General features: G+C 64.9%; 11 protein-coding genes. 5 read left to right on the top strand and 6 right to left on the bottom strand.

What is annotated here, in order from left to right; translation table 11 throughout:
* The first annotated feature begins 47 nt into the window (after positions 1-47).
* Together CH268_RS20745 and greA are read left to right on the top strand one after the other, a co-directional pair.
* Positions 48-488, top strand: coding sequence for a DUF4307 domain-containing protein (locus CH268_RS20745; protein WP_027498149.1), 441 nt, complete (start codon positions 48-50; stop codon positions 486-488).
* A 223-nt stretch (positions 489-711) separates the two neighbouring features.
* Entirely contained in the window at positions 712-1,206 is a 495-nt protein-coding gene (greA, locus tag CH268_RS20740) for a transcription elongation factor GreA (RefSeq protein ID WP_027498150.1), read from the top strand.
* 68 nt (positions 1,207-1,274) lie between these two features.
* Here the strand turns inward: greA and CH268_RS20735 are convergent, their stop codons facing one another.
* From CH268_RS20735 to ilvA, 4 genes are all read right to left on the bottom strand, one after another.
* Positions 1,275-2,069 (bottom strand): ABC transporter permease, encoded by a 795-nt coding sequence (locus CH268_RS20735; RefSeq protein ID WP_027498151.1) that lies wholly within the window; start codon positions 2,067-2,069, stop codon positions 1,275-1,277.
* A complete protein-coding gene (locus CH268_RS20730; RefSeq protein ID WP_027498152.1) occupies positions 2,066-3,034 on the bottom strand; it encodes a daunorubicin resistance protein DrrA family ABC transporter ATP-binding protein in 969 nt (322 codons plus the stop codon). The genes CH268_RS20735 and CH268_RS20730 overlap by 4 nt, the downstream gene beginning before the upstream one ends.
* Before the next feature lie 55 nt (positions 3,035-3,089).
* Positions 3,090-6,221 carry an arabinosyltransferase domain-containing protein gene (locus CH268_RS20725; protein ID WP_094665764.1) on the bottom strand — a complete coding sequence of 1,044 codons (3,132 nt, stop codon included), beginning with the start codon at positions 6,219-6,221 and terminating at the stop codon, positions 3,090-3,092.
* Positions 6,222-6,295: 74 nt separating this feature from the next.
* Positions 6,296-7,459 carry a threonine ammonia-lyase gene (ilvA, locus tag CH268_RS20720; protein WP_217900928.1) on the bottom strand — a complete coding sequence of 388 codons (1,164 nt, stop codon included), beginning with the start codon at positions 7,457-7,459 and terminating at the stop codon, positions 6,296-6,298.
* Positions 7,460-7,595: 136 nt separating this feature from the next.
* Between ilvA and CH268_RS20715 the strand changes: the two genes are divergently transcribed.
* The 3 genes from CH268_RS20715 to CH268_RS20705 all read left to right on the top strand — a co-directional run bounded on the left by CH268_RS20715 (position 7,596) and on the right by CH268_RS20705 (position 9,481).
* Positions 7,596-8,519 carry a DUF6286 domain-containing Asp23/Gls24 family envelope stress response protein gene (locus CH268_RS20715; RefSeq protein ID WP_176458009.1) on the top strand — a complete coding sequence of 308 codons (924 nt, stop codon included), beginning with the start codon at positions 7,596-7,598 and terminating at the stop codon, positions 8,517-8,519.
* The gene (locus CH268_RS20710; protein WP_032381327.1) at positions 8,519-9,070 is read left to right on the top strand and encodes a hypothetical protein; all 552 of its coding nucleotides are present in this window, start codon (positions 8,519-8,521) and stop codon (positions 9,068-9,070) included. The genes CH268_RS20715 and CH268_RS20710 overlap by 1 nt, the downstream gene beginning before the upstream one ends.
* 84 nt (positions 9,071-9,154) lie before the next feature.
* Positions 9,155-9,481 carry a hypothetical protein gene (locus tag CH268_RS20705; protein WP_094665761.1) on the top strand — a complete coding sequence of 109 codons (327 nt, stop codon included), beginning with the start codon at positions 9,155-9,157 and terminating at the stop codon, positions 9,479-9,481.
* A 70-nt stretch (positions 9,482-9,551) separates the two neighbouring features.
* On the opposite strand, the gene CH268_RS20700 is transcribed toward CH268_RS20705, so the two are convergent.
* Together CH268_RS20700 and CH268_RS20695 are read right to left on the bottom strand one after the other, a co-directional pair.
* Complete coding sequence (locus tag CH268_RS20700) at positions 9,552-12,077, bottom strand: polynucleotide kinase-phosphatase (RefSeq protein ID WP_094665760.1); 2,526 nt, start codon at positions 12,075-12,077, stop codon at positions 9,552-9,554.
* Positions 12,074-13,384: a 3' terminal RNA ribose 2'-O-methyltransferase Hen1 gene (locus tag CH268_RS20695; RefSeq protein WP_255182466.1), complete on the bottom strand. Its 1,311-nt coding sequence runs from the start codon at positions 13,382-13,384 to the stop codon at positions 12,074-12,076. The genes CH268_RS20700 and CH268_RS20695 overlap by 4 nt, the downstream gene beginning before the upstream one ends.
* Positions 13,385-13,522 lie beyond the last annotated feature (138 nt).

Below are 13,522 nucleotides of genomic sequence, written 5' to 3'. Positions count from 1 at the left end.
GCCGACATGCCCCCAGCGGCACCCCCGATTTCACTCCGAGAGCTGACATGACCAACGCACTTCCCGCAGGTAGATACCCGTCGGGTTCCGGTCCGAGCGGCATTCGGCGAGCTCCGAAACGTGCGACGAAGATCGCACTGGTGGCACTGGTCCTGCTGGTCGGGCTCGGCGTGGCCTACTACGCGTACACGAAATTCTCGGTCAAGCCCGTCGAAGGCAGCCAGCTTTCGTTCGACATCGTCGACGAGAGCACGATGTCGATCCGATTCAGCGTCACCCGGGAGAACCCGGAGCAGCCGGCGGTGTGCATCGTCCGCGCTCGTTCTCGCGACGGTTCCGAGACGGGACGGCGCGAGGTGTACATCCCACCGGAGTCCTCCTCGACCACGGTGGAGCTCACCACCGACGTGACGACGTCGTCCCCACCCGCTGTCGGAGACGTGTACGGCTGCAGCCTCGATGTTCCCGAGTATTTACGAGCCCGATAGGCGAAGAGCCTGTTCGTGGTAAGCTTGGGTCGTACACGGCTGCCGCACAGGTGCCGTGTATTGCTGCATTGCGGGCAGGGTTACCTGCGTCAACGATGTCGACGGCTCCAGGATGCGGGCCGACCAAGGGGATCCATCCATTGGAGTCCCCTCTTCGTTGCGTGCCCTACCGCCTAGAAACCGGAATCGAACTCGAGATTCCGACTACGAGGGAGTGATCGAGATGACCGAGACCCAGGTGACCTGGCTTACCCAGGAATCACACGACAGGCTCAAGAGCGAACTCGACCAGCTCATTTCCAATCGCCCCGTCATCGCCGCCGAGATCAACGAGCGTCGCGAAGAGGGCGATCTGAAGGAGAACGGCGGCTACCACGCTGCGCGCGAGGAGCAGGGCCAGCAGGAAGCACGCATTCGTCAGCTGCAGGAACTGCTCAACAATGCGAAGGTCGGCGAGGCGCCCACCCAGTCGGGCGTGGCTCTGCCCGGATCCGTCGTCAAGGTCTACTACGACGGCGACGAGTCCGACACCGAGACCTTCCTGATCGCCACCCGCGAAGAGGGTGCCCGCGACAGCAAGCTCGAGGTGTACTCCCCCGCGTCCCCGCTGGGTGGATCGCTCATCGACGCGAAGGTCGGCGACACCCGCGAGTACACCCTGCCCAACGGCAAGACCATGAAGGTCACGCTGGTCAGCGCAGAGCCGTACCACACCTGATTCGAGCCTTTTCTCGAACAACACCCCCGGTCGCTCAGCGGCCGGGGGTGTCGTCGTTTCGGACGATCTCAGGCAGTCATCGTCTTCTGGTACTTACGGACCGACAGCGGCACGAACACCACGAGCATCACCACGACCCAGATCAACGTGTACAGGACCGGGTTCTGCAACGGCCACACCTCGGGCGGTGGGGCCATCGGATTGGTGTTGCCGAACTGCTCACGCACGGCCAGGGTCACCGACGAGATGGGGTTCCATTCCGCGATGGTCTTGAGCACGCTCGGGAAGTTGTCGATCGGCACGAAGGTGTTCGCGATGAACGTGAGCGGGAAGATCACGATGAACGACGCGTTGTTGAAGATCTCCGGGGAGCGCACGATCAGTCCCACCAGAGCCATCACCCACGAAATCGAGTACGCGAACAGCAGCAACAGCACGTAACCGAGCAGAGCGTCGAAGAACGACGACGTGATGCGCCAGCCCACGATGAGTCCGGTGATGGACATGATCGTGATGGTGACGACGTTGTTGCCGACGTCGGCGGCCGTCCGCCCGATGACGACGGCAGATCGCGCCATCGGCAGCGACCGGAAGCGATCCATGACGCCCTTCTGCAGATCCTCGGCCAGTGAGGATCCGGTGATGGACGCACCGAAGATCATCGTCTGGACGAAGATCCCGCCCATCAGGAAGCTCTTGTAGTCGATGCCGGGTACGTCGATGGCACTGCCGAAGACATAGGCGAACAACAGCACGAACATGATCGGTGACAGCGTTGCGAAGAACAGCAGATCGGGAACTCGCTTGAGCTTGATCAGGTTTCGCTTGGTGATGATCGCCGAATCCAGGAGAACGTTGCTCATTTCTCTTCCTCCGCAGCCTCGGGCTCGCCGGTGGTCTGACCGGTCAGAGACAGGAACACATCGTCGAGGTTCGGCCGTCGCAGACCGACGTCGACCACCCCGATTCCCGCAGCTTCCAGACGACTCAACGCCGTGGACAGATCCTTCGATCCACCGTTGACCGGCATGACGATCCGTCCCACCTGTTCGTCCAGGGTGGGCGGCTCGACGCCGATCGGGGTCAGGATCTCTTTGGCGCGATCGGCCTGAGATCGGTCCGTGAGCACGAATTCGATTCGCTCGCCGCCCGTTTGGGCCTTCAGCTCGTCGGCGGTGCCGCGCGCGATGATCTTGCCCTTGTTGAGGACGATGATCGAATCGGCGAGCCGGTCCGCCTCCTCGAGGTACTGCGTCGTCAACAGGATCGTCGTTCCGTCACGGACGAGATCTGCGATGAACTCCCACATCGTGATTCGGCTGCGCGGGTCGAGACCGGTCGTGGGTTCGTCGAGGAACACCACCCGTGGCCTGCCGATCAGACTGGCCGCGATGTCGAGTCGGCGACGCATACCCCCCGAGTACTGCTTGGCGGTGCGGTCGCGTGCATATTCGAGGTCGAATCTGCTGAGCAGCTCGTCGGCGCGTTTCCTGGCCTCGGCCTTGCGCAGCCCGAACAGTCTGCCGACCATCTCCAGATTCTCGTACCCGGTCAGATACTCGTCCACAGCCGCGAACTGGCCCGTCAGGCCGATCGTCCCCCGAACCTCGTTGGCCTGCTTCGCCACATCGAGCCCGAACACCCGCGCCGAACCGGACGTTGCCTGCAGCAGAGTGGCCAGGATCCGCACCGCCGTCGTCTTGCCCGCACCGTTGGGGCCGAGCACACCGAGCACCGTGCCCTCGGGAACCGTGAAATCGATCCCGTCGAGCGCGACGTTCTTCCCGTACCGAAGTACCAGGTTCTCTACTTCTATAGCGTTCGCCATGGCCCTCTCCCCGTTTCTTCCACTGTCGGTATAAGGACTTCCGAACGCGTAGAGATTAACCGGTTTTGATGGGACCGGGCGTCCACAGGCCGGAACGCTGGATCTCGGTTGCTGTGATCTTCGCCGGCTCAGCCGATCGGTCGTACGGTGTGTACTGCTCGATCGATCCCCAGTCACGATCCCAGTCCCCGTCCAGGTACGACGGGATGGTGCGGGCCGAGGCAACGACATCGATCCAGCCGAGCGGGCCGCCGCCGAAATGGTCCTGCCATGCGTTGGTGATGACGGCACCGCTGCGGTCCGGCAAAACCCGGTACTGCGGAACTTCGGCAACCCCGAGTCGGTGATCGAACGGATGCTGACACGGAAAGTTGAAGCCCACCTCCCAGTCCAGCAGCACGGGATTCTCGCGACCGACGACCTCGTTCAACGTCTGGGTACGCGGCACCCGCGGCGGGGTGACCGCGAGCCACTGGTCGGGGTCGCGGTCGGTGTCACTCAATACCAAACGAATCATGTTGCTGCCGGCGGGAATCAGGTCCATCGGCACCCGCAGGTTGCGCCACGACGGCGTCGGGCCGATGTCGATGGGCGTCACCCGCCCCTGCGCCCGGCCGTCCACTCCGTACTCGAGTTCGAGGTTCTGGCCGTAGGTGACGATGCCGTCGGAGTTCACCGAGCGGATGCGTCCGGCCGCGGCGATCGAGACGAGCCGACCGGGGTCGGCGGGCAGCGCGTACCAACCGGTGGTCAGGGTGGCGGGAGTGTCCGATCCGAACGACCCCAGTACCGGCACGGTCGCAGGGTCGAGGCCGTACGGCAGTGCACTGCCCCCGGTTCCGGCTCCGGTGGTCGACGTCGGCTGTTGCTGATCCTCGGTGTCGACGGTGTTCGAGGTGCCCGAGGCCGAGGATTCCTTGTCTGCGGTGAGGTCCCGCGCAACCCCGTCCGGGGTGAACCCGTCGTTCTCGGCCCCGAGAGCGGCGACGGCGTCGCCGCTGACCGGTTGCAGCACATCGGCATTGGGGTTCGTCTCGAGCAGCACGTCGTTCGCAAGTCCACACGTGTTGCGGGCCAGCGCCGACAGGTTCGATTTCGCGACCGAGTACGACGGCCACTGAGCCACCGCGCCCTTGGCCATCGATGCCACGGCCAGCAGCACCATCAGACCTGCGGCCACGGCGATCGGTGGCACCGACCACCATCGCGCCATCGGCTTGTCGGCGCGGACGTACGGCGCACGCAGATGGAACCACACGGCGGCTAGCAACAGCAGTACCGTCAGGCCGAGGAACATCGTCGAGATGCCGAGACCGGCCACGAGAATCGGCTTGTCCCAGAACGGAACTCCCCACGCCGAGACGTACCAGTAGCCGTTGGTTCCGGTGAAGGCGACCGCCGTCAGGAACGACACGGCCGCTGCGAACAGCAACCGGTTGCGCCGCGAACGGAGCACCGCTGCGCCGGTTGCCACGGCGGCGAGCACCGCAACCGAGGCCGCGAGCCCGGCGAACACGCCGAAGTGATGCGTCCATTTGGTGGGGGTGATCATCATCAATGCCATGGCCCCGACGGTGATGCCGACGATGCGTCGAGCGGGCCCGGTGGCGGTGCCGGGAATCTTGCCGCCCTTGCGCAGCATCGCGATCACCACCGCGGTCAGCGAGACGACCATGACGAACACCCCGAACCGACGCGCCAGCGAGCCGTCGATGTCCATGTTCATCAGCCACTGGTAGCGCAGGTACTCCTCGAACCACGCCTGGCTCGGCCCGGCCGCAGTGTGCACCCGCTGCATCTCGAGCATGCCGGCCACGGTCTGATTCCCGAACGCGAAGACGAGTACCACGGTGCCCGACGCCACCAGCGGGGCGAGCAGTGTTACCGCGCCGAGTGTCGTGGTGCCGAACGCGCGGGCGCGGGCGACGACGATCTGAATCACCGGCCGGGCGCCGGCAATCAGTGGCGCGAAACAGATGAAGCCCGACGGTGCGCACGTGACCGTCAACGCAGCGATCAGAATCGCCGCTGCCGCAGGCAGCAGTCGCCGTGTCGCGATGGACCGCTCCACCGAACACCACGTCAGCAACACGCCCAGAGCCACGAACGGCTCCGGGCGCAGACCGTTGTTGTACGGCAACCAGAACGCCAGCATCACCAGCCCGCCGGTCCACAGCGCAGTTTTCGACGCGCGGGCAGCGGCAGCGAACCGCGGGATCACCTCACGACTGAGGACGAGCCAGACGACGACGCCGCAGATCAACGTCGGGATCCGCATCCACACACTGGCCGTCGACACGTGCGAGAGGAGGGTGAACATGTCGTACAACGGTGTGCCGAACGGTGTTTCGGGCACCCCGAAGTAACGGAAGTAGTTGGCCATGTACCCGGCGTGATCGGCCGTGCGTGCCATGCCCAGTTGATAGCCGTCGTCGGAGGTGTTCGCGCCGATGACGTGCCACACCAGCAGCGTCCCGATCACCACCGCGTCGGCCGGCCCGAAGCTCCACCAGCGACGCGGCAGGAACCGGCGGGCGCGACGGCCGTCGGACAGATCGAGGCGGTGCAGGGCCACCAGCGATATTCCCGTGGCGAGCACTCCGACGATCATCGCGAACCACTTCAGCGCGCTGGGCGTGGAAGAAAACCTACTGTCCAGCTCGGCCTGCAGCTGCAGACCGGGAACGTTGCCCTGCAGATCACTGAACACTCCGACCAGCTGGGGCCGCACGTCGCCCTCACGGGAGACGGTGTCGTCACCGGTCAGTCCGACAGTGGTCGCGGTGCCGTTCGAGGTGATCGTCAGCAAGCAGTCGCCCGCAGTCGATGGGCTCAGTTCCGCGACCGGCTTCTCGAGCAGGACCGAATCGCGCAGCGTCACCTTCAGTTGCGACGTCTCGCCGCCGGTCACCTCGGCGACGAGACCGTAGCGATAGGCGTCGGGCGATCCCTTGGGCGAAGTGGACAGCAACAGGCCGCCGTCGGAGAGACCGGCCGCGGCTGCACAGGGAACGGTCGCGTCGACGCTGATCGGGGTGTAGCCGACGAGCGGAGCCTCGACATTGCCGACGGTGTCGCTCTGCGGCCAGGTCAACGACGACTGTTGTTGTTCGATCGGCAACAGCGGTATCGAGATCGTCAGCAGGATTCCCACCAGTGCGGAAACGATCGCGACGAGCCGTGCCATGCAAACTTCTCCCACCGATGTCCTGGTCCAGGTCGCTGATCAAGGTACCAGTGCGACCTGTGTGAACCCGGCCGTCAGTTCTCGACCTGCACCGCATATCCCGCTGCGCCCAGGGCGTCGAGAACCGTGCCGCGGTGATCGGGTCCACGTGTCTCGACGGTCAACATGACGTCGACTTCCTCGAGACCCAGACGTCCCCCGGTGCGGGAATGCACGACGTCGACGACACTCGCACCGGCGTCGCGCACGACGCCCAGGACGCCGGTGAGTCCGCCAGGCTTGTCCGAAATCGTCACCCGCACGGCCAGATAACGTCCACCGGCCCGAAGCCCGTGGGTGATGACATGAGTGAGTAGCAGTGGATCGATGTTCCCGCCGGACAGCACCGCGCACACCGACCCCGTCAGACCCAATTCCTCGGCCGAGTGCGTCATCAGTGCTGCCACCGCAGCGGCACCGGCCGGTTCGACGATGAGTTTCGCTCGCTCGATGCACAGCACCAAGGCGCGGGACAGCGCGTCCTCACTGACGGTGACGACGTCGTCGACCCAGCCCTGCACATGATCGAACGGCACCGACCCGGGGAGACCGACAGCGATGCCGTCGGCCATCGTCGACATCGACGTCAGCGCGATCGGGTGGCCTGCCTTCAACGACGCCGGCCACGCGGCCGCGCCCTCGGCCTGAACGCCGATAACCCTGACGTCCGGTCTCGTCAGCTTCACCGCTGCGGCGACACCCGCCAACAGTCCCCCGCCGCCGGTGGGAATCACGATGGTGCCGACATCCGGCATCTGCTGCAGCAGTTCGGTTCCGAGCGTCGCCTGCCCGGCCACGATATCGAGATGATCGAACGGGTGGATGAGCGTGGCACCGGTACGGTCGGCGAATTCCCGTGCCGACGTCAGAGCCTCGTCGACGGTATTGCCCACCAGATGAACCGTCGCGCCGTACGCCTTGGTGGCGACGAGTTTGGGCAGCGACACTCCGACCGGCATGAACACCGTCGAGGTGATCCCCACCTGCGACGCGGCCCACGCGACACCTTGAGCGTGGTTGCCTGCGCTGGCCGCCACCACGCCTCGGGCTCGCTGGTCGGCGTCGAGCCTGGCGATGCGGTTGTACGCCCCGCGCGGCTTGAACGATCCGGTGCGCTGCAGGTTCTCGCATTTGAGGCGCACCTCGTGACCGGTCAGGTCGGACAGAATCCGTGACGCGACCACCGGCGTCCGGCGCATGACCGGCTCCAGCAACGCCTCGGCCGAGGCAATATCCGACGTGGTCACCCGAACGATTTCCGACACAACCGCAGTATGCCAGGAAGAATTGCGCCGCCGATCCGGCCGAGGTGCACCGCGTCACTACAGTTGTGGAGTGCAACACCACAGTGCCCACGACGAGTCGCGCGGAAGTCTGGAGATCAAACACCGTGCGCTGTCGAGAACGGCCATCGCGGCGGCATCGAAGGACCCTCGGGTCACCCGCACCACCGGCGGCATGTCGCGTTTGACCGGCCGCGAACTTCCCCGAGCCGATGTCACCCTCGGAGAGGACACCGTCTCGGTCAACCTCTACATCGGAGTGCGCTGGCCCTCGCAGATCACCGACGTGACCGAGTCGGTTCACCGCACCGTCGAGGCCGCACTGGCGACGATGACCGGCGTGCACGTGCATCGGGTGAACGTGCTGGTGTCGGACACGGCGCTGGACCGTTCGGCGCGCGGTTCTGCTGATGATGTTGCTGCTGCGGTGGTTTCACCTCGACCACCCACGGCCGGCCCCGCGGCGATGCCGGTGGCGCTGGTGTTCGGGTTCGCCCTCCTCGCCGTGGCGTTCGTAGCCGGCCGCGAATTCTTCATCGCTCAGGGACACATCGTCGGCAGTCCATGGATTGCCGATGCCGTGCACTGGGTTTCGCAACTGCACTGGCAGGGGTGGATGATCGCTCCCGCCGTCGGATCGATCGTCGTCGGTGCACTCTTCGTCTTTGCGGGCGTCAAACCTCGGACGAGAACTCATTCGGGATTGGGCGGCCCGACACCCACCGTCTGGGCCACGCCGACCGACATCGCTCGATTGTGCAGTGCTGCAGCGCAGTCCACCCGCGGAGTCGTGGACGCGCATACCGTCGTCACACGCAGGAAGATCGAGGTCCGGGTGCAGCGAGATCGAGCTGTTTCTCCGGACACTGCCGACGCTGCCGTGCGCGCTGCCCTCGGTCCGTTACTGTCCGTCGCCGCGGGTGGGCGGCGTCTGACGGTGCAGCACTCGGTGTCGCAACCGACACGGGTGTCGTAGTGAAAACCTTTGTCGCCGGACTGGATCGAGTCGTTGCCGTGATCGCGGGAGCCGCTCTGCTCGCCGGTGGCGGCTTCGCACTTGCGTGGCACTACGACGTTCCGTGGGCACGGGAGACGCTCTCTCGCTTCGACCGTGCTCGTATTGCCGAACTGCCGCAGCAGGGTTGGTGGGTACCGACTCTGGCAATCGTCGTCGCGGTGGCCGTCGTCGCGGCGCTGGTGTTGTTGATCGGCAACTTCTCACCACGCACGACCGGAACGGCGAGCGTCATCGAGGAGCCACACTTCTCGGCGCATGTGGACCTGAGTGCGATCGCGTCGGGCGTGGCCGCGGAGTTGGCGCAGTTCCCTGGTGTAAGACGGGCCAGGGGAACTGCCATCGACGACCGAGGTATGCCCACCATCACCGTATCGGTCCATGCTGCAGCCGATTTCGACGTCGTCGGCTTCATCGCCGAAGCCGAGTCCCGCGCTGCGTTCGTGGCACGGTCTCTGGGCGGCGCAGATGTGGCGACACGCGTCCAACTGCACATCGACAAACGGACCTGACGTCACGTTACGGTGGATCCATGACGGCACCGACGCGCAGCAGATTCGAGCGATGGCCCGGCGGAATGCCCCCTTCCTGTCCCGGTGGCATTCGGAGCGGTACTGGTGATCGTCGCGTTCGCCTCGAAACTCGGTGACAGTTCCCTCTACTTCTACGTCCCTCTGGTGTTCGCGACGACCGGGACGATGATCTGGCTCAACGCCCGTCGCACCCCCGATAGAACCGGCCTGCTCCACGCCGCTGTCGGATCAGCACTGCTGATCGGATGCGGCATCGTCGTCGCGGTCTGCGGACTTGCCGGAGGCGTGATGCTGGACTCGACCACTTTCTGGGCATCGATAGCGGTGACCGCCGCAATTGCCGCACCCATCGGTGCCGGAATCACTCCGTTTTCATCGCCGCAGGCCTGAGTGCGGCTTCGCCGCAGTGGTGTGGCTATGTGCCCCAGATGGCGCATATCCACACCACTGCCGCAGGCACCTACAACCGCGGGTCCACCGGCTCCGATTCCAGTGCGAGTACCGCGAACACTGCCTGGTGGATGCGATACAACGGTTCACCACGCACCGATCGGTCCAGTGCCTCCATTCCCAACGCATATTCGCGCAGAGCCATCGACTGCTTGTGTCCCACGTTTCGGTTACGCAGTGCAGTGAGTCGATTCGGGTCGGTGTAATCCGCACCGTAGATCAGCCGCAGGTACTCCCGGCCCCGAACCTTCATGCCGGGCTGCATCTTTCCGCGCGGCATGTTGGCCGCGGGTTTGACGACCATGCCCTCACCGCCCTGTGCCGTCAACTCCTCCCACCATCTCTCCCCTGCCGCAACCGAATCCGACGATGCCAGATCGACCTCGATTCGACGTGTCGTCGTGAACAGCTTCGGCGCAGTGGCCACCAGTCGATCGGCCAGTGCAAGGTGCCATTCGTGCGGGCGGTCCGCATACGTGCCGGCGTCGGAGGCCAACAGCTGGAACGGGGCGAGGCTGACGCCTGCCAGTCCATCCGTCGACCAGCTGTACCGCCGATACGCAGCAGTGAACTCGGCGAGGTTGCGCTGCCGACTCACGTTCCGTTCCTGCAGTTCGGACACGGCCAGGCCGCGCGAGGCCGCCCGAGCGAGCACCGACTCCTCGGCCTCGAGATTCGCCCGGGACACGGCAGCAGGTGCCGCATACTCGGACTTGATCAGGCCCTCCGCCTTGGCAGACCAGGGCATCAGTTCGCAGTCGAGAACCAGCCAGTGCGAGGACAATTCGTCCCACACGCAGGCCCCCTCCAGAGCGTCGGCCACCCCAGCGATCAGCATCCCGGTCACGGTCTCGTCGAACACCGGCCGACCGGTCCGTGTGTACGCGGCGCCGAGGACACCGTCGGGAGCGTCGAACTTCGCCCGAGCGGTGTCGGCATCGCGGCACACCACGACGACCACCCGCGAGCCCATGTGCTTCTCCTCGCAGATCGCCGTCGACGCGCCGAGCGCCCGATACGCGTCGAATGCCTCCGTCGGGTACTCGAGATAGCCCTCTCGTTCCGAGGTACGACTCGGTGCCATGGTCGGCGGAAGGTAGTGCAGCCACTGCGGAGCCAAGGCGAACCGGCTCATCACTTCCAATGCGCCCGCGGCGTTCTCCGGCCGAATCGACACACGCCCACGCAGCGCAGTCTCCACTCCGGTCGGTCCGATGACGTCCGACAGATCCAGCGAGGACGACTCCCGAACGAACCCGCCCAGCGGCCGGGTCGGCTCGTACCAGACCTGCTCCGCCGGCACCGAGACGACCTCCCGCTCCGGATACCGCAGCGCCGTCAACTTGCCGCCGAAGACACACCCCGTGTCCAGACACGCAGTGTTGTTCTCCCACTGCACCTCCGGCACCGGCGTGTGCCCGTACAGCACAGTCGCCGACCCGCGATAGTCCTGAGCCCACGGATACCGCACCGGCAACCCGAATTCGTCGGTCTCGCCGGTGGTGTCGCCGTACAGGGCAAAGCTACGTACTCGGCCCGACGCCCGGTTGTGGTACTTCTCGATCAAACCCGCGTGCGCAACGACGAGTTTTCCGCCGTCGAGCACCAGTTGTGCGACGAGGCCATCACAGAATTCGAGCACGTCGCGGCGGAACTCCTCGGTCTCGCCGTCGAGCTGCTCGAGTGTCTCGGCCAAACCGTGTGAGGCAGTGACCTTCCGACCTCGCAGCGCCTTGACGAGTTTGTTCTCGTGATTGCCCGGAACTGCCAGTGCTGAACCCTCTGCCACCATCCCCATCACGAGCCGCAGCACGCCGACCGAATCCGGCCCACGGTCGACGTAGTCTCCGACGAACACCGCACTTCGACCCTCCGGCGGCGTTGCACCGACTGCCCTACCGTCTGCGTCGCGCTCGAGCGTGTAACCCAAAGTCGTGAGCAGGCTTTCGAGCTCCGACAGACATCCGTGAATGTCGCCGATGACATCGAAAGGCCCGGAAAGCCCTCGCCGGTCGCTCCGCAGCGGGGTACGAACGAACGTCGCCGACGCCACCGCATCGACACCGTCGAGGACATGAACCGAGCGAAAGCCTTCTTTGGACAGCCCTCGCATCGAGCGCTGCAACTGGGACTGCTGGCGGCGCAGCACATCTCGGCCAAACGTCCTGTCGCTGCGCTCCGCGTTGCGCTGTGCACAGACCGGTTCCGGCACGTCGAGCACGACGGCAACCGGAAGGACATCGTGCTCACGAGCCAGTGCGATCAGGGCCTTGCGAGCCGCCGCCTGCACGTTGGTGGCGTCGACGACGGTGAGCAGACCGGCCCGCAGCCTGGTTGCGACGAGGAATTCCAGGAGCGCGAACGCGTCCTTCGTGGCGCTCTGCAGGTTGGGGTCGTTGCTGACCATCCCTCGACAGGCATCACTCGACACGGTTTCGTACGGGCCGAACCGGTCTGCAGCGAAGGATGACTTCCCCGATCCACTGATGCCGACGAGGACGACGAGGGACAGGTCCGGAATCTCGTAGGTACTCATTGGGACTGCTCCTCTCTGGTGAATATCGCGATCTGGGTAGGGCTACCGAGCACGTCGTCGACGGGTCCGATGCGGTCGAAGCGAACGGTGTAGGCGTGTGCGTCCGCTACCGACGTCGCCCATTGCTCGAATTGGGCACGGGTGAACTCGAATCGGTGATCGACGTGCCGAAAGGCTCCGGCGTCGAGGCCCGGGTACAGCACGTTGTATTCCGAGTTCGGCGTGGTGACGAGCACCGTCCTCGGACGGGCCTCTCGAAAGACCGAGCGCACCAACGCCGGAAGGCGTTCGAGGTCGATGTGCTCGATGACCTCCATGAGCACCATCGCGTCGAAACCCTGCAACCGCACGTCTCGATAGGTCGCCGACGACTGAAGCAGTTCGATGCGTCCACGCTGCCGATCGGACATCTCGTCGAGCCGGAGCCTGCGCTGCGCCTTCGCCAACGCACGATCACTCACGTCGGCACCGACTATCCGCTCGATTGCGTTGTGTGCAAGCAATTCACGCAACAGTCGGCCCTCGCCGCAACCCATGTCGACGACCGACTTCGCACCGGCATCACCGAGTGCGGCCAGTACAGCATGTAGTCGCTGCTCGGCCAACGTCGGATCCCGTGGGCTGACAACCTCTTCCGGTGCATCGGGGACCAGACGATCGAGTGCGGACTCGACGAGCTCACGCCGGTGCGCCAGATATCGGGAGGCGATCAGCGACGACTCCGGATGCTCGCCGAGCCAATCCCCCGCGGCCCGAACGAGTTTGTCTGCCTCATCCTCACCGACCCAGTAGTGCTTTGCGTCGTCGAGCACTGGCAGCAGTACGTACAGGTGCCGCAGCGCAGCCGACAGAGCAAAGGTGCCGGTGAGTACCAGATCCACGTATTCGGAGTCGCCCCAGTTCGGCTGCGTCGAATCCAGTGGGATCGGGGTGGTCTCTACATTCCATCCGAGGGGTCCGAACAGCCGAGGCGCAAGATCTGTCGCACCGCGCGAAGGCGCGGCCGGCATCGTGACGACCAAATCGATTGCCGCAGAGACCAACTCGGGCCTTGTGGTACAGACGCCTGCCAACGTCTGCTTGAACAGGCGAGACAACGCCACAGCAAGCCCGGATGCGGCAGGACTTTTGTCGTCTGTGGCGTCGAGCAGTACTGCAAGGGTTGTCCGCTCTGCCGAGACCTCGGGATACAACACCGTGGTCTGGCCCATGGGCAGGTTGCGAGTCTGTACGCAATCGGGGTGCTTGTGCAACAAATACCCGATATCGGAGGCGTCCGGGAAATCGGTTGTGGCATTTGCAGTCACGGTCAGTAGCACCGCAGCGACGTTACGGGACAGCCGCGTCCGATGCGTCCCATTTTTCGGTCGTGTACTCCCCTCTACCCGCCGGATCAATGCGACTTTGTTGCAGTCTGAGCGACTGAAACCCACATTGATCCCGAC

Source organism: Rhodococcus sp. 06-1460-1B, from assembly GCF_002258475.1.
In the GTDB taxonomy this organism is placed as follows: domain Bacteria; phylum Actinomycetota; class Actinomycetes; order Mycobacteriales; family Mycobacteriaceae; genus Rhodococcoides; species Rhodococcoides fascians.
The sequence above is the reverse complement of the archived record's forward strand: the minus strand, read 5'-3'. Positions and strand labels throughout refer to the sequence as shown.